Here is a 16,950-nt window from a genome sequence, read left to right on the forward strand (position 1 = left end):
CGCCATGCGTGGGTCCGGCTGTGGCCTCGAGCATGGCTCGACCCTACTGGGCCTTTTCCACGTACCTGGCGAACACTTCGTCGATCTGCGCGTCCTTCACCTGCTTGCCGTCCTGCAGGTCCTGCGCCTGGGTGAACAGCGGAATGATCATCGCCATCCCATCCAGCTTGGTCTTCAGGTGCACGCCCGGAGCCTGGGTCAGGAAACCGTCCCAGCGCTGGCGCACCTTGGCCCAGTAGCCGGCGGTGGCCTTCCAGTAGTCGCGCGCCGGGGTGAAGTCGATCTCGGTGGTCTTCACGTAGTCGTTGAAGCCGAACTCGCGCGCGATCTCCACCTGGCTGCCGTCGGCGTTGCGCTGCACCTTGGTGTTGAACTGCTCGTGGGTCCAGCCGTTCGGGGTGAGCGTGTGGCGATTGACCACCGCCAGCGCGTTGTAGTCGCTGCGCTTGGTGTACTCACGACGCGGCAGCGGGCGCCAGCTCAGGTCGCTGGTCCAGCTCGGCACGTTGTTGGTGTAGGTCCATTTGCCGGTGCCGCAGTAGCGCGGTGCATCGCTCACTTCATACACGCACTGGGTCCAGGCGCCCTGGTTCACCGCCGCCGGGATGCTGCGTACCCGCCAGGTCTGATCGGCACTGAACTCGAAGCGGTTCGGGGCCTCGTAGACCCAGTCCTGGCGCCAGTGCTTGGTGATGTGGCCGCTCTTCTCGTCCAGCAGCAGGTGTTGCAGCACGATGCGCTTCGGGGTGTCCTCGACCACGACGACCATTTCATTGCCGCCGCTGCGCATCGCCGGCGCGCGCTCGTAGCCCGGCTTCAGCAGCACGGTTTCGTCGAAGGCGAAATCCACGGTGTACTCGCCCTGCATGGCCAGGATGCTGTCGTGGTCGCGGGCGATGTCGGAGGGCTGCGCGCTGGCCACGCCGCTGCCGGCGAGCAACAGCAGGACGCTGGCTGTCTGGAATTTCATCGGGGTCTTCCTTCGGGGTTGCAGGTTCGTTGAGAGGCCATCCGTGGCCGTCGGGCGTTCCATCAGAAACAGATCAGAGGCGGATCAGCGGCAGGTCGCCGGGAATCCGTGGTGCCGGCCGGCGCGCGGCGTCGGCACAGCAGCAGTCGTCGATGGCCAGCTCGCCCTCGGCGCCTTCCAGGCGCGCGATGCGGCGTGCGGTGGCCGCGCCCAGCGACGACAGCGTCGACAGGCTGGCCGCCAGGGTGCGGCCATCATCGGCGGCATGCAGGCGCAGCGCACACAGGCGCCAACGCTGGCCGCCGAGATGACCGGCCAGGCGCCGCCACAGGCGTTCACCGACACTGCCGTCACTGTCGTGCTTTGGGCCCGGCGGCAGCGCGGCCACCAGCCGGTCCCAGGCCAGGAAATCGCTGTCCGGCAGCAGGTACAGGCGCCACACGCAGCGGCCACGGCCGTCAAGGAAGCACAGGCTTTCGCGCAGGCCCTCGCTGTCCACGCCCTGGCAGGCATGCACGCGCACCGCCTGGCGCCAGCCGCCAAGCTCGTTGCCGTCGGCGTGGTAGAGACACAACACGGTGCCAAGCGTGGCCAGCTGTGCCGGGGTCGGCCATGCCACGCGGTGTGGCGCGGCGATGGAGTCATTCCTGCGTGCGGACAAGGCTCGGCTCATGAGGTCACCAGGAAACGGCAAGGCTGGCGGAGAAGGTACGACCGGGGCTGGTGTAGCGATCCAGCACGCGGCTGGTCGGCGACAGCGTCGAACCCACGTTGGACCAATCGATGTAGCGTTTGTCGCCCAGGTTGAACACGCCTACGTTGAAGGTCGCACCCGGGGCAAAGTTCCAATGTGCCATCAGGTCGGCCACGCCATAGCCGGCCGGGCGGTACACCGTGGCCGAGGCGACGCGGTCCTTGCGCTTGACGAACGTGCCGGCCAGTTCGACACCCCAGGCATCGGTGTCGTACATCAGGCCGACGGTGCCGCGCAGCGGGTCGACCGAATCCAGCGGGGTGTCCTCGGTCTTGTTGTCGCCGCGCGACCAGGCCACGGAACTGCGCAGTGCCCATCCCTGCAGGGTCGGGCTGATCTGGCCGAAGTCGACGCCGGCCTTCAGTTCAGCGCCGTAGATGCGGGCGTCGGCGATGTTGCGCGACTGGAACACCATCAGGCCCTGCGCATTGGTGCCGACCAGCGACTGCGACTCGATGAAGTCCTTGTACTCGTTGTAGTAGCCGCTGACGCTGACGTAGGCAGCCGGCGACAGGAAGCGCAGGCCCAGTTCCATGCCATCACTGGTTTCCGGCTTCAGGTCCGGATTGGGAATGGCCGTGTAGCCGAAGGCGAAGTTGGTGAAGCCGAGATTGACGTCGTTGTACGGCGGCGAGCGGAAGCCGTGCGAGTAACCGGCAAACAGCGACCATTCGTCGGTGAAGCGATAGACCATGCCGAGCTTGGGCGAGACGCTGGTCTTGGTCAGCTTGGCCACCGGCACGCCGGGATTGTCCTCGGCGAAGATGTTGTCCACTTCCGGCTTCAGCTCGTAGCGGTCCACGCGCACGCCCGGCACCAGCGACAGCTTGCCGCCGGCCATGCGCATTTCATCCTGCGCATACAGGCCCAGCTCGGTGGTCTTGCTGATCGGGAAATCGCGTACCGGGAACGCATCGGGCAGGATGGTGGTGCTGGTCTGGCCGTTGGCCAGTACCTGGAAACCATCGCGCTTCTGGCGGATCTCGGTGCGTGCACCCTCGAAGCCATAGGTCAGCGCGTGCTCGACGCTGGCGGTGCTGAAGGCCTTGTTGAACTGCGCCTGCAGGCCGTACACGCGCTGGTCGAAATTGAACTCGCGGTGGCGACGGCTGCGGTTGGCACGGTCCTCATCGGTGATCTGGGTGGTTTCGCTGTGCTGGGTATACAGCTGCCAGTGCAGGCTGTCGGCAAAGGCTTTGTCCAGCGCATCCATTTCATGCGCGAACGACACGCGGGTGCGGTTCTGCGTGTCGCGCGCCTTCATGCCGGTGGTGGTGGTACGGTCGATCGAAGACAGCACGTTGGTCTCGGTCTTGTCTTCGTTGCCTTCCACGGTCAGGCGGAAGCGCTGGTCCTCGCTCGGTGCATAGACCAGCTTGGCCAGGCCGCTGCGACCGTCGCGGTCCTGCGGGTTGGGGGCGGTGCGGGTGTTGTCGTTGCTGCGCACGTCGCCCTTGTTGTCGGTTTCCTGGCCCTGGCGATGGTTGATGTTGACCATGCCGCTCCAGTGTTCGCCGCCGAACGCCGTGGTGACACCGCCGAGCAGGCCCTTCCATTCACCGTCGTAGCCGAACTTCAGGCCGACGTAGCTGTCCTTGCCATCCTTCAGGTAATCGGCCGGATCCTTGGTGACGAAGGCGACCACGCCGCCCAGCGCATCGGAACCGTACAGCGAGCTGGCCGGGCCGCGCACGATCTCCACGCGCTTGAGCGTGTCCAGATCGGTGAAGTTGCGGTTGGCGTTGGAGAACGAACCAATGTTGAAGCTGGTCGGCATCGCGATGCCATCGGTCTGCACCCGCACACGGTTGCCGTCCAGGCCACGGATACGGATGCTGCCCAGGCCGAAGCGCGCGGCGCTGCGGCTGACCGACAGGCCGGGCTCGTAGCGCAGCAGGTCCTTGATGTCCTGCACCAGGTGCCGGTCCATCTGCTCGCGGTCGATCACGTCCACCGTCGCGGCGACGTCGCTGACCGCGCGCTCGGTGCGCGTGGCGGTGACCTGCACGCGATCGAATTCGCGCGCATCGGGCGCGGCGCTGGCGGCGGTGGCAGCGTGGGCGGACAGCGGCAGCGCCATCCAGACAGCAAGGCAAAGGGCGGTATGGCGGGTCATCGGGTTCGTTCGGTCAGGCAGGGGAACCCCCGGCCACCGGCACGCCGGAGCGTACGCGGTAGACCGAGGGGGAGAGAGCAGGAGCGGTCGGGTCGCCCACCCTGCGGGCGGCGCCCGGCAGGAGGGAGGGAGGCGGGCGACCAGGCCGCGTTACTTGGTCAGGATCAGCTTGTCGTTGCTGGTGTGCCGCAGGCGATAGAAGCGATCGCCGTGCTGGATCAGGATTTCACGACGGCCCTTGAGCAGGGCTTCGCTGTCGATGACCTCTTCCGGCGGAACGACGCGGACCGGACGATCGCGGAGGGTCAGTGTTTCAGGGCGCAGCAGTACAGGTTGAGCGTTCATGAGCATCTGGACTCGTGCGAGGGACGAGTTAAATGATAATGATTCTCAGTTGACAATCAACAACCATTCTCAATTTGATTGATGAGATTAATGATCGAAATCCAGAATTCGATAGACCCCATGAATCGAATGGCGGGCAATGGGGCCCCAGGGGTCGAGCACGGCTCGACTCCCGGCGGGAAAATGCTGCAGGTCAGACGAAGGCGGCTTCGATCCGGGCCCAGCCGGCAGCGTCGATCTGCTCCAGCACTTCCACGGCCTGCAGGTTCTGCAGCAGCTGCTCGACCCGGCTGGCGCCCAGGATCACGCTGGACACCTGTGGATTGCGCAGGCACCAGGCGATGGCCACGCTGGCCGGGGCGTGGCCAAGCTCGCGTGCCACCGCGCTGAAATGACGGACCTGGGCCAGGCGTGCCTGTGCATCGGCGCCCAGAACCAGATCCTGCAGCCACTCCATGCCCTCGCGGCCGAGCCGGGCGTCGGCCGGAATGCCACCGTCGTACTTGCCACTGAGCAGGCCGGACGCCAACGGCGAGAAGATGGTGGTGCCCAGGCCGGCCCCCGCGTACAGCGGGGCGTACTCGGTTTCCACCCGCTCGCGGTGCAGCAGGTTGTACTGCGGCTGCTCCATCGAAGGCCCCTGCAGGTTGTGCCGCGCGGCGATGTCCAGCGCCTGCTGGATCTGTGCCGCCGACCACTCGGACGTGCCCCAGTAGAGCACCTTGCCCTGCCGGATCAGGGTATCCATCGCGTGCACGGTCTCGGCGATCGGCGCGTCGGGATCCGGGCGATGGCAGTAGTAAAGGTCCAGATAGTCCACCCGCAGGCGCTTGAGCGCGGCATGGCAGGCATCGGTGACGTGCTTGCGCGACAGGCCGCGCTGGGTCGGTCGCGGGTCCTTGGCACTGCCGAAGAACACCTTGCTGGACACGCAGAACCCATCGCGCGGCAGGCGCAGGTCGGCGATCACATCGCCCATCACCTGCTCGGCGCGGCCATTGGCATACCCCTCGGCATTGTCGAAGAAGTTGATGCCATGGTCCCAGGCCGCGGCAACCAGATTGCGGGCCTCGTCGCGCGGAATCTGGTCACCGAAGGTCACCCAGGCGCCGAAGGACAGGGCGGATATCGGCAGGCCGGTGGAGCCCAGGCGGCGGTAATGCATGCGAATCTCCTGCTGCGGGCCCGCATCCGGGCCGGAATCGAGCCCCATTCTACCCGTCGTGCCGACCGCAACCCCTTGCCGTTGCTGGCCCGATCGGTGCCGATGGCCGCGCGCACGCTGCTTTTCCTTGCCCCGGCCCCTGCCCTGCACTAGGCTTCCCGTTTTTCGCGACGCCCCAGGGGAGTCACTCACATGGTCGAAGGTTTGGGCAGGATCGGCTTCGGCCTGTTCGGGTTGGCGGTGCTGATCGGCATCACCTGGTTGTTTTCCAACAACAAGCGCGCGGTGGACTGGAAGCTCGTCGCCACCGGCATCACCCTGCAGATCGCCTTTGCGGCGCTGGTGATCCTGGTCCCCGGCGGCCGCGACGTGTTCGATGCACTCGGCCACGGCTTCGTGAAGGTCCTGAGCTTCGTCAACGAGGGCTCGAAGTTCATCTTCGGCTCGCTGATGGACGTCCAGAACTACGGCTTCATCTTCGCCTTCCAGGTGCTGCCCACCATCATCTTCTTCTCCGCGCTGATGGGCGTGATGTACCACCTGAACGTCATGCAGGCGATCGTCCGGGTGATGGCGTGGGCGATCACCAAGGTGATGCGCGTGTCCGGTGCCGAAACCACCAGCGTCTGTGCCAGCGTCTTCATCGGCCAGACCGAGGCGCCGCTGACCGTGCGCCCGTACATCGCCAAGATGACCCAGTCCGAGCTGCTGACCATGATGATCGGTGGCATGGCCCATATCGCCGGCGGCGTGCTGGCGGCCTACGTGGGCATGCTCGGCGGGGGCGACCCGACCCAGCAGGCGTTCTACGCCAAGCATCTGCTGGCGGCCAGCATCATGGCCGCACCGGCCACGCTGGTGGTGGCCAAGCTGCTGATCCCGGAAACCGGCACCCCGCTGACCCGCGGCACGGTCAAGATGGAAGTGGAGAAGACCTCCAGCAACATCATCGACGCGGCGGCGGCCGGCGCCGGCGACGGCCTGAAGCTGGCGCTGAACATCGGCGCAATGCTGCTGGCCTTCATCGCCCTGATCGCCCTGCTGAACGCCCCGCTGACCTGGCTCGGCGAAGTGACCGGCCTGGCCGCACAGATCGGCAAGCCGACCAACCTGTCGACCATCTTCGGCTACCTGCTGGCACCGATCGCCTGGGTGATCGGCACCCCGTGGGCCGACGCCACCACCGTGGGGTCGCTGATCGGACAGAAGGTCGTGATCAATGAATTCGTGGCCTATACCGAGCTGTCGCAGATCGTGAACGGCCAGGTCGCCGGCGTCACCCTGTCCAACGAAGGCCGCCTGATCGCCACCTATGCGCTGTGCGGCTTCGCCAACTTCAGCTCGATCGCGATCCAGATCGGCGGCATCGGTGGCCTGGCCCCGGAACGTCGCCACGACCTGGCCAAGTTCGGCCTGCGCGCGGTACTGGGCGGTACCATCGCCACCTTCATGACGGCGACCATCGCCGGCGTGCTGACGCATTTCAGTTGAACCCTAGTTCGAGAAAAGATTCCCTATGAGCAGCAGTGTCGTTGTCGTCGGTTCCTTCAATGTCGATCACGTGTGGCGGTGCGAGTCGCTGCCGGCACCGGGCGCGACCATTGCCGGCCGCTACAGCACCGGCCCCGGTGGCAAGGGCTTCAACCAGGCCGTGGCCGCATGCCGCGCGGGCGCCGACACCCACTTCGTGTGCGCCCTGGGCGATGACGCCGGCGGTGCCACCGCCCGCGACCTCGCCGGCCAGGACGGTTTCGCGCTGATTGCCGAAGCCAGCAGCGAACCGACCGGGACCGCCGGCATCTATGTCGATGCACGGGGTCGCAACACCATCGTGATCGGCCCGGGCGCCAATGCCGCCCTGAGCACCGATTTCCTGCAGCAGCAACAGGCGCTGCTGACCGGTGCCCGGGTGGTGCTGGTGCAGCTGGAGTCGCCGGTGCAGACCATCGAAGCGGCCCTGGCTGCCGCCCGCGAGGCCGGTGTCACCACCGTGCTCAACACCGCACCGGCCGACGCCCCCTCGACCATCGGCCTGCTCAAGCTGGCCGATGTGATCACCCCGAACGAGACCGAGTTCGCCGCCCTGCTGGGCCGCCATGTCGGCGAGCGCGTGGATGCCAACGACGTGGCCGCGCTGGATGGTGCCAGCCTGCATGCGCTGTGCCGCAAGCTGGTCGGCAACGGTACCGTGGTGGTGACCCTGGGCTCGGTGGGTGTGTTCGTTTCGCATGCCGATGAGAACCTGCGCGGCGACACCCAGCCGTACTACCGCGTGGGTGCCGAGCAGGTGCAGGCGATCGATACCACCGGTGCCGGCGACGCCTTCAACGGCGCGCTGGCCGCCTCCCTTGCCCAGCTGCCGGAGGCGCCGTTCGCACGCCATGTGCGCTTCGCCAACCAGTTCGCGGGCCGCTCGACCGAGAAGGAAGGCGCCGCAGCGGCGATGCCACGGCTGACCCCGGCCGACGTGGAAATCAGGTAGGTCCACGCTGCAGCTGGATGAACCGGCCCGGGCGCGCAGGTGCCCGGGCCTTTTTCTGCCTGCCATTCTGCAGGCCGCGCAGCCCTCCCCCAGCCGCCCACCATGACCCGCCACTGGGGGCGGCGGAAGCAACCGTCAAGCATCTGCTGATGCCCGTACGGCATGAGGTCGGTCCGGATGGGCCTGAACCGGCGTCCCGCTGACCCGGCCATGTGACCGCCTGCGGCCTACAATGGGCGCATGCAGATCGGCCCCTACACCATTGCTCCCAACGTCGTGCTGGCGCCCATGGCCGGCGTCACCGACAAGCCGTTCCGCCTGCTGTGCAAACGGCTGGGCGCGGGCCTGGCCGCCTCCGAGATGACCATCAGCGACCCGCGCTTCTGGAACACGCGCAAGTCGATCCACCGCATGGACCATGAGGGTGAACCGGCACCGATCAGCGTGCAGATCGCCGGCACCGAGCCGCAGCAGCTGGCCGAGGCGGCGCGTTACAACGTCGACCATGGTGCGCAGATCATCGACATCAACATGGGCTGCCCGGCCAAGAAGGTCTGCAATGCGTGGGCTGGTTCGGCGCTGATGCGTGATGAATCGCTGGTGGCGCGCATCCTTGCTGCCGTGGTCAACGCGGTCGATGTGCCGGTCACGCTGAAGATCCGCACCGGCTGGGACTGTGACCACCGGAATGGGCCGCTGATCGCCCGCATCGCCGAGGACAGCGGCATCGCCGCACTGGCCGTGCACGGCCGCACCCGCGACCAGCACTACACCGGCCAGGCCGAGTACGCCACGATCGGCGAGATCAAGGCCGCGCTGCGCATTCCGGTGATCGCCAATGGAGACATCGATTCGCCCCGCAAGGCCGCCTTCGTCCTGCAGCAGACCGGCGTGGACGCAGTGATGATCGGTCGCGCAGCGCAGGGCCGGCCATGGATCTTCCGCGAGGTGGCGCACTACCTGGCCACCGGCGAGGAACTGGCCCCGCCGTCACTGGCCGAAGTGCGCGACATCCTGCTCGGCCACCTGCACGCCCTGCATGCCTTCTACGGCGAGCCGCAGGGCGTGCGCATCGCGCGCAAGCACCTGGGCTGGTACGCCAAGGACCGGCCCGAGAATGCGGCGTTCCGCGCCGTGGTCAACCGCGCCGAAGATCCGCAGAGCCAGATCACGCTGACCACCGAGTACTTCGACCGACTGATCGCCGGGCAACCGGCGCTGCCGTCGGCTGCCTGACCCCGCACGCCCCGCAGTCGACCCTGCACGACGCACCACGAGCCCGCGACCATGACACCGCCGATTTCCTCCCCCACCTACCTGCACGGGTTCTCCGGCACCGAACAGCAGCGCCTGATGACCCAGGCCCGCCTGCTGGAATCGAGCATCTTCGGCCAGATCGACTACGGCAGCGCACGACGCCTGCTGGAAGTCGGCAGCGGCGTGGGCGCGCAGACCGAGATCCTGCTGCGCCGCTTCCCCGACCTGCACGTGACCGGCGTGGACCTGAGCGAAACGCAGCTGGCGACCGCGCGCGAGAACCTCGCGCGCACGCCGTGGTGCAGCGATCGTTACACCCTGCAGCAGGCCGATGCAGGCGAGCTGCCGTTCGAGGCACGCAGCTTCGATTCGGCATTCCTGTGCTGGGTGCTGGAGCATGTACCTTCGCCGGCCCGCGTGCTCAGCGAAGTGCGCCGCGTACTCGCACCGGGATCGCCGGTCTACATCACCGAAGTGATGAACGCATCGTTCCTGCTCGATCCGTATTCGCCTCACATCTGGCGTTACTGGATGGCGTTCAACGATTTCCAGTATGACCACGGCGGCGATCCCTTCGTCGGCGCCAAGCTCGGCAACCTGCTGCTGGCCGGTGGTTTCCGCGATGTGCATACCGAGATCAAGACGATCCACCTGGACAACCGCGAGCCGGCGCGGCGCAAGACGATGATCGCGTTCTGGGAGCAGCTGCTGCTGTCGGCCGCCGAGCAGCTGCTGCAGGCCGGCACCGTGGACGAGGATACGGTGGAGGGCATGCGTCGCGAGTTCCGGTTGGTGCAGAACGATCCCAATGCCGTGTTCTTCTTCTCGTTCGTGCAGGGCCGCGCGACGGTGTATTGACCGGCGCCTGCACCGCTGCGCTGCGGCAGTGCCACGCGCCGCATGGCTGGCAACCCGCTAGAATCGTCGCGGGCTAGCGTCGAGGACGGGCGCGCGCTGGACCCGGCCCCTTCCGCGTGCGCGGCAACGGGACCACCGAGCTCCGCGCCTGAAGGGATTCCTGATGACAGCACGCGCAACGACTCCGGGTAGCACGCTGCCCCTCGCCGCCCGGGAAGGCGGCCTGCTGGATGGCCTCGACTCCCGCCAGGCCCGTCTGTGCCTGGGCATCGTGGCGGTGCTGTGCCTGCTGTATGTCGCATTTGCACTGACGCCCTCGTCGTATGCGATGGCCAGCCAGTACCTGGGGCTGGCGCCGATCGAGCCCCTGCTCGGCAAGGCGCGGGGCATCCGCATGGACGAGTGGATGGTCTACACCCCTTACGTGCAGATCGCGGTAGCCAACGACTTCGGCGCGACCAACGCGTTTTCGCCGTACCACGAGACGCTGCGCTCGTTCCAGGCGCTTCCGCTGCTGGACTGGGGCCTGCTGTTCAAGCCGTACCACTGGGCCTTCTTCATCCTGCCACCGGCCAACGCCTACTCGTTCTTCTTCATGTTCATGGCGATGGCGTTCCTGTGCGGCTGGGCGCTGTTCCTGCGCCAGCTGCGGGTTCCGCCACTGGCGGCCGTGCTGGTCGCGCTGACCCTGTACTTCTCGCCCTACGTGCAGGTGTGGTGGACGACCAACTGGGGCGCGTTCGCGCTGGCCCCGTGGGTAGCCGTGGCCTGGCTGCGGATCGACAACCGCTGGCTGCGCATCCTCGCCAGCGCCTACGCACTGGTGGTCTGGCTGCTGGCCGTGGCCTACCCGCCCTTCATCATTTCAGCGCTGCTGGCCATGGGCGTGCTGGTGCTGGCCTTCCGCCGCGATGCGTTGACAGTGGCACGCCTGCTCGATGCGGCGGTCGCCGGCGGCCTGGCGCTGCTGGCGTTCCTGGGCTATTTCCACGAAGCGATCGAGATCGTCCGCAACACCGTCTATCCCGGCCAGCGCGAGAGCGCGGGCGGCGGCGTCAGCCCGGTCGCGCTGCTCACCCACGGGTTCCCCAACCTGATGACGCGCGGGTTCTATCCGCTGCCTGCGTTCGAGCCGTCCAACGCCTGCGAGATCGCAGTGTTCAGCAGCCTGCTGCCGCTGTTCACCGCCGTCCTCGCCGACTGGACGCAGGTGCTGCGCTGGGCGCGCGGCCACCGGCTGTCGCTGGCGGTGCTGGCCACCGGCATCGCGCTGGTCGCCTGCTGGATCTTCCTGCCGGTGCCGCTGCGGATCGGCCAGCTGACCGGGCTGTCGATGGTGCCGCCCACCCGTGCGTTGCTGGCACTGGGCCTGCTGCTGAACATCGGCTGCGCGATCGTGCTGGTGCGCGGCGGGGTGCGCCTGGGACGCGGCCGCCTGCTGCTGCTCGCGGCCCTGCTGCTGGCGGGATGCCTGCTCAAGTTCGCCTTCGGCCAGGGCAGTTTCAGCCGGCTTCATGCCACGGCCGATGCATGGCCACTGCTGTGCGTGGGCGTGCTGGCCTTCGCCGCGCGCCGCCCGCGGTTCGCCGCGCATCCGGTGGCGCTGGTGCTGGCGGTGGCCGCGCTGGGCAACGTGCTGACCAACGGACTGTTCAATCCGGTGCAGTCGGCCCGGCCGATCTTCGACATGGACCGCAGCGCCGTGCTGGCGTCCATGCAGGCGCGCGGTGCACGGCAGGCTGCGGACGGAGCACTGGTGGTGGAAGGACGCTACGGTGCGCTGCTGTCCGGCGTCGGCATCCCGGCAGTCAACCACACGCTGTATTTCCCGCAGCTGGCGTACTTCCGCGCGCGCTTCCCGGACATGCCCGAAGACCGCTTCAACACCACGTTCAACCGCTATCACCATGTGATGGTCAGCGACGTCGCCGAACCCCGTTCGATGTACGCCGACCTGGTGGAAGTGCCCGCGGCCGCGATGCTGGCCGCGCCCGCGCCGCCGCCGGCACCGCCGCAGCCCTGAGGACGATGCAGATGAACGCCTACGCGCGCCCGGCCACGCCACCGAAGATCGCCGTCATCATTCCCTGCTACCGGGTGACCCGCCACGTGCTCGGCGTGCTCGCAGCGATCGACGATGCGGTCACCGCGATCTACTGCGTTGATGATGCCTGCCCGGATGGCAGCGGCCGGATGGTCCAGGACAGCACGCGCGATCCCCGGGTCAGGGTGCTGTTCCATGCGCAGAACCGCGGCGTCGGTGGTGCGATCAAGACCGGCTACCGCGCGGCCATCGCCGAGGGCATGGACATCCTGGTGAAGGTCGATGGCGACGGCCAGATGGATCCCACACTGCTGATGGACTTCGTCGCTCCCATCGCCGAGGGCAACGCCGACTACACCAAGGGCAACCGCTTCTGGAACCTCAGCCACATCCGTCGCATGCCGCTGCTGCGGCGGATCGGCAACCTCGCGCTGTCGTTCATGAGCAAGGCGTCGTCCGGCTACTGGCAGGTGTTCGACCCGACCAACGGCTACACCGCCATCCACGCCCGCGTTGCCAGCCATCTGCCCCTGGATGCGATCAGCGACCGTTACTTCTTCGAGACCGACATGCTGTTCCGCCTCAACACGGTGCGTGCCGTGGTGCAGGACGTGGCGATGGACGCGCGCTATGCCGACGAGACCAGCAACCTGCGCATCAGCCGGGTACTGGGCGAGTTCGCCTTCAAGCACGTGCGCAACACGCTCAAGCGTGTCGGCTACAACTATTTCCTGCGCGACCTGACCATCGCCTCGCTGGAGCTGATCGCCGGGCTGGGACTGCTTGCCTTTGGTGGCGTGTTCGGCGCGTACCACTGGATCGCATCGGCATCGGCGGAGGTTGCGACGCCGGTCGGTACGCTCATGATCGTCATGGTTTCGCTGATTTCAGGTCTGCAGTTCCTGCTGGCATTCGTCGGCTTCGACATCGCCAATGCGCCGCGCCAGGTCCTGCATCGCTCGATCCAGCTCAACCGCGCAGCACCGCCGGCCTGACGCCGGCACAGCATCCCCGCCTGCCGATCAATCGCCCGCGTGCACCGGGGCACCACCGCCGGTGGCGCCCGTCGCTGCCGGCGCATGCCAGATCCGCTGCCACATCGCGGCCAGCCTGACGCCGACATCGGCGCGCGCCGCTGGGCTGCTGTAATCCGTGCGCCGCTGCTCGGGCACGATCGCCTGCCAGCGCCCATCGACCTGCCGTGCCACCGCGAAGTTGAAGGTGTAATCCGGCTCAAGGCCCATGCGCAGATCACTCAGCACCAGCATTCCGTCCACGACCTGCGCACGCATGAAGCCACGGTTGAACCACTGCAGGCGTTGAACCGCCGGAATCGACTGCGCTTCACGCAGGGCCTGCACATTGGACGGGTGGCCTTCGAACTGCATCGGGCCGCGGTCGGCCACCAGCGAGCGATCGCCGACCACGTAACCGTTCGGGGTCATCGCCACCACCCGCCACAGCAGGGTGTTGAACGGCATCGGCACCGAGAATCGTGGCGCATCGTCCAGCCCCATGGCCGCAAGGCTCTGCTGGGCGGCACGGTCGACCTGTGCCTTGGCCAGCAGGCTCCATCCCAGGTAGCCGGTACTGAGCACGAGGGCAACCCCGAGTACCTTGCCGGCCCAGGGCCGCGCGCGCCCGAACCACGCCACCACGCAGCCCAGCAGCAGCCATACCGTGTACGCCGGGTCGATGATGAAAACACTCGAGCCCATGGTCGGGTGTGGCCGCAGTGGCCACCACAGCTGGGTCCCGTAGACGGTGAACGCATCCAGCAGTGGATGGGTGACCAGCGCCAGCTGGATGGCCCAGAACCAGCGCAGCGGCGACTGCGCCACCCGCCCCCGGCCGTAGCGCTTGAACAGCCACCAGATCAGCGCCGCCACCCAGGGCAGCACCAGCAGCGAATGGCTGAAGCTGCGGTGGTCGACCATCACCGCTACGGGATCCTCGGCAGTGAAGCCCAGCCACAAGGCATCCAGATCCGGCAGGGTGCCGAGTGCGGCACCGGCCAGCAGGGCCGCGCGGCGATGTCCGGGCGGGGCGATGGCAGCGGCTACGGCGCCGCCGAGAACGATCTGGGTCAAGGAATCCATGGCCCGATGCTAACGGCTTTGCCGGGCGACAGCAGAGCCCGGACAGTGGCCGGTGCCGCTGGGCTCAGGCAGCTGCCGCGCGCCGGGCTGCGCCGGGCAGCTCCACCAGCGTCCGCCCATGGTGATCGAGCAGGCGCAGCGCGCCGTCATGATCTTCGGCCAGCGCGGTCAGGCTCTCCACCCAGTCGCCGTCGTTGGCGTAGACCAGGCCGTCGCGCTCGACCAGCGCCGCACGGTGGATGTGCCCGCAGATGATGCCGTCCAGGCCGCGCCGGCGCACGTCGTCCAGCCCGGCCTGCACGAAGCGCTCGATGTAGCGCTCGGCCGCTCCACTGCGCTTCTTGAGGAATTCCGACAGCGACCAGTAGCGCATGCCCAGCCTGCGGCGCACGGCGTTGAGCGCCTGGTTGCCGGTCAGGATGCGGTAGTACAGCCAATCGCCGAACTTTTCCTGCAGGCCGCCGAAATGGGTGACACCGTCGTAGTCGTCGCCATGGGCGACCAGCAACCGTCGCCCGTCGGCGGTCACGTGGATCGCGCGACGGCGCACCTGCATCGCCGGCAGCATCAACCCGCAGACATGGCGCAGCGAGGCATCGTGATTGCCGGGGATGTAGATGATCTCGGTACCGTTGCGACGCAGTGCATGCAGCGCCTGGATGACGTCGCTGTGCGACTGCCGCCAGTTGGCGCGGTGATGCGCCATCCACCACAGGTCGATGATGTCACCGACCAGGTACAACCGTTCACAGCGCAGGTGGGAGAGAAACACGGCCAGTTCGGCAGCATGGCAATGGCGCGACCCCAGATGCACGTCGGAGACGAACACGGCGCGACGGTGTGGCGACAACGTCGCCAGCGCGCTCATGCCTGCGCTCCGGCATCGCGCAGGTAGCGCTTGCGCTTGTGCGGTCGGATCGCGCACAGGTCCACCTCGATAAGACCGTCGATCGAGTCGCTGAACGCCGGGTCGACACCGAACGCAAGGAAGCGCGCGCCACCGGGCTCGCACAGGTCGGTGTACTGGCGGTACAGGGTCGGCACGCCAGTCCCGAGTGCGGCCAGGTTGGCCTTCAGGACATCGAAGGCTGCGCCCGCATCCAGTTCGCCGAAACTGGGCGGTGCCGCGAAGTACTGGAAGGGCCGGTTCGACTCGGCCAGGCCGGCGATGCCGCCGTAGTAGCGCTGGTAGTAGGCCACCAGTTGTTCGCGCGCATCGCGCGGCAACGCCGCACTGATCGAGACCGCACCGAACAGGTAACGGATGCCTGGCCGGCATTGCAGGTAGGCGCCGATTCCCTGCCACAGGTAGTCCAGGCTGCGGCTGCCCCAGTAATCGGGCACCACGAAGCTGCGGCCCAGCTCCAGCCCCTCGGCGATATGGGTGATGGCATCGTCGGAATAGCGGAACAGCGACGCGCTGTAGAGCCCTGCCAGTCCGTGCCGGGCCAGCGCGTGCGCGCCCCGCATGATGCGGTACGCGCCCGCGATGCGCTGCGCGGCAGCGTCCCAGATCACGATGTGCTCGTACTGCGGATCGAAGGCGTCCAGGTCGCGGCTGTGGCCGGTACCCTCGCCCACCTGGCGGAACGTCAGCTCGCGCAGACGTCCCAGTTCCAGCAGCAGCGGCGAGTCGGCGCTGCAACTGGCCAGCAGGATCTGCTTGCCGTCGGCGGTCTGTCCGAGCCGGACAGCGCCAGCGATGGCGGCCGCCACCTGCGACGGCGGCACGGGTGCGGCCAGTGGTTCGGGGCCGGCGCCGGCAGTCTCGCCGGGGCGCAGGTCGCGGCCCAGCGCATACACCGCGCGCCGTACCGCCAGCAGCTGCTCGCCCGGGTCGCCCTGTCCCAGCTGCATCGGTTCACCGATGCGCAACCGCAACGGCCGACCACGCCGCGCGAACATCTCGCGCGCCAGCAGCGCTGTGCCGGCTGGCTTGAACAGGGTCGAGGCGCCGTAGAACAGGGCCGAATTGCGTGCCTCCACCCTCACCGGCAACACCGGGGCGCCGGCGGCCCGGGCGAACCTGACGAACCCGCGCTGCCAGCGACCATCACGGATGCCACGCAACGACAGCCGGGACACCTCGCCCGCCGGAAACACGATCACGCACTGCTCGGCGGCCAGCGCCTGCTCCACCGCCTGCAGGCTGCCGCGCTGGACCTTGCCTCCGAGGATGCGGACCGGCAGCAGCAGGTCCTGCAGGGGGCCGATGGCGCCCAGCAGATCGTTGGCCACGATCCGCACATCGCGGCGGATGCGGCCGACCGCGTCCAGCAGCGCCAGCGCGTCGAGTGCGCCGGACGGATGATTGGCCACGATCAGCAGACGGCCCGTGGCCGGAATGCGGGCCAGGGCGGCCGGATCCACCTGGTACTGGCCGTCCAGGAACTCCAGTCCGGCGGCCACGAAGCCGAATCCGCGCACGTCCGCGTTGCGCCGCAGGAAGTCCTCCACCCGGTCCAGCCGCGACCAGCGACCGACACTGCGCAGCAGGGGCCGCGCGAGCTGGCCGCGGCGGCCATGGAACCACTCCGGAAAGCGTTGCTGCAGACGCTGTTCGAGTTCCTGCATGGCGTGCTCACTGATACCCGGCGGCCGGATTGGCCGACAGCCTGCGCCTGGCACGCGGCAGGCAGATGGCGGTTTCGGGGCAGAACGATGACGGCCGGTCCCGCTCCGGCAACGCCGGAAACGCCCTCTTCCCCCCGCAGCACGGCCTTGCGGCAATGGTCACGCCAGTGGAACACTGCCTGCGCACCATGCCCTGCAGACGCCCGCCAGGCCTTGTGCCAGAGGGCACGTCACCTTAACCACCGGCAACCCGTACGGGTTCACAATGCACAGGCGGCGCACCCCG

At 67.7% G+C, this 16,950-nt stretch carries 14 protein-coding genes; 6 read left to right on the forward strand and 8 right to left on the reverse strand.

What is annotated here, in order from left to right:
• Positions 1-43: 43 nt before the first annotated feature.
• The 5 genes from ACVOKU_RS12190 to ACVOKU_RS12210 all read right to left on the reverse strand — a co-directional run bounded on the left by ACVOKU_RS12190 (position 44) and on the right by ACVOKU_RS12210 (position 5,350).
• Positions 44-970, reverse strand: a complete 927-nt coding sequence (locus tag ACVOKU_RS12190) for a DUF6607 family protein (RefSeq protein ID WP_481560041.1) — start codon at positions 968-970, stop codon at positions 44-46.
• Positions 971-1,043: 73 nt separating this feature from the next.
• Complete coding sequence (locus ACVOKU_RS12195; protein WP_481560042.1) at positions 1,044-1,643, reverse strand: Hemin transport protein; 600 nt, start codon at positions 1,641-1,643, stop codon at positions 1,044-1,046.
• Positions 1,644-1,647: 4 nt separating this feature from the next.
• Positions 1,648-3,840 carry a TonB-dependent hemoglobin/transferrin/lactoferrin family receptor gene (locus tag ACVOKU_RS12200; protein ID WP_481560043.1) on the reverse strand — a complete coding sequence of 731 codons (2,193 nt, stop codon included), beginning with the start codon at positions 3,838-3,840 and terminating at the stop codon, positions 1,648-1,650.
• A 150-nt stretch (positions 3,841-3,990) separates the two neighbouring features.
• Positions 3,991-4,185, reverse strand: a complete 195-nt coding sequence (gene hemP / locus ACVOKU_RS12205; RefSeq protein ID WP_005412278.1) for a hemin uptake protein HemP — start codon at positions 4,183-4,185, stop codon at positions 3,991-3,993.
• A 193-nt stretch (positions 4,186-4,378) separates the two neighbouring features.
• Entirely contained in the window at positions 4,379-5,350 is a 972-nt protein-coding gene (locus tag ACVOKU_RS12210; RefSeq protein WP_481560044.1) for a potassium channel beta subunit family protein, read from the reverse strand.
• Positions 5,351-5,542: 192 nt separating this feature from the next.
• Between ACVOKU_RS12210 and ACVOKU_RS12215 the strand changes: the two genes are divergently transcribed.
• From ACVOKU_RS12215 to ACVOKU_RS12240, 6 genes are all read left to right on the forward strand, one after another.
• A complete protein-coding gene (locus ACVOKU_RS12215; protein ID WP_053516424.1) occupies positions 5,543-6,841 on the forward strand; it encodes a NupC/NupG family nucleoside CNT transporter in 1,299 nt (432 codons plus the stop codon).
• A gap of 25 nt (positions 6,842-6,866) precedes the next feature.
• On the forward strand, positions 6,867-7,832 hold the full coding sequence (locus ACVOKU_RS12220; RefSeq protein ID WP_053516425.1) for a ribokinase: 966 nt from the start codon (positions 6,867-6,869) through the stop codon (positions 7,830-7,832).
• Between the two features lie 240 nt (positions 7,833-8,072).
• On the forward strand, positions 8,073-9,068 hold the full coding sequence (gene dusB, locus ACVOKU_RS12225) for a tRNA dihydrouridine synthase DusB (RefSeq protein ID WP_053516426.1): 996 nt from the start codon (positions 8,073-8,075) through the stop codon (positions 9,066-9,068).
• A 51-nt stretch (positions 9,069-9,119) separates the two neighbouring features.
• A complete protein-coding gene (locus ACVOKU_RS12230) occupies positions 9,120-9,947 on the forward strand; it encodes a methyltransferase domain-containing protein (protein ID WP_053516428.1) in 828 nt (275 codons plus the stop codon).
• A 163-nt stretch (positions 9,948-10,110) separates the two neighbouring features.
• Positions 10,111-11,970, forward strand: coding sequence for a DUF7657 domain-containing protein (locus ACVOKU_RS12235; protein WP_481560045.1), 1,860 nt, complete (start codon positions 10,111-10,113; stop codon positions 11,968-11,970).
• 11 nt (positions 11,971-11,981) lie between these two features.
• Positions 11,982-12,986, forward strand: coding sequence for a glycosyltransferase (locus tag ACVOKU_RS12240; protein WP_481560046.1), 1,005 nt, complete (start codon positions 11,982-11,984; stop codon positions 12,984-12,986).
• A gap of 27 nt (positions 12,987-13,013) precedes the next feature.
• Here the strand turns inward: ACVOKU_RS12240 and ACVOKU_RS12245 are convergent, their stop codons facing one another.
• From ACVOKU_RS12245 to olsF, 3 genes are all read right to left on the reverse strand, one after another.
• Positions 13,014-14,090: a metal-dependent hydrolase gene (locus tag ACVOKU_RS12245; RefSeq protein ID WP_481560047.1), complete on the reverse strand. Its 1,077-nt coding sequence runs from the start codon at positions 14,088-14,090 to the stop codon at positions 13,014-13,016.
• A 64-nt stretch (positions 14,091-14,154) separates the two neighbouring features.
• The gene (locus ACVOKU_RS12250; protein ID WP_481560048.1) at positions 14,155-14,958 is read right to left on the reverse strand and encodes a UDP-2,3-diacylglucosamine diphosphatase; all 804 of its coding nucleotides are present in this window, start codon (positions 14,956-14,958) and stop codon (positions 14,155-14,157) included.
• Complete coding sequence (olsF, locus tag ACVOKU_RS12255) at positions 14,955-16,664, reverse strand: bifunctional ornithine lipid synthase OlsF (RefSeq protein WP_481560049.1); 1,710 nt, start codon at positions 16,662-16,664, stop codon at positions 14,955-14,957. Before olsF ends, ACVOKU_RS12250 begins: the two co-directional genes overlap by 4 nt.
• Between the last annotated feature and the right edge of the window lie 286 nt (positions 16,665-16,950).

Source organism: Stenotrophomonas sp. STEN147, assembly GCF_056757995.1.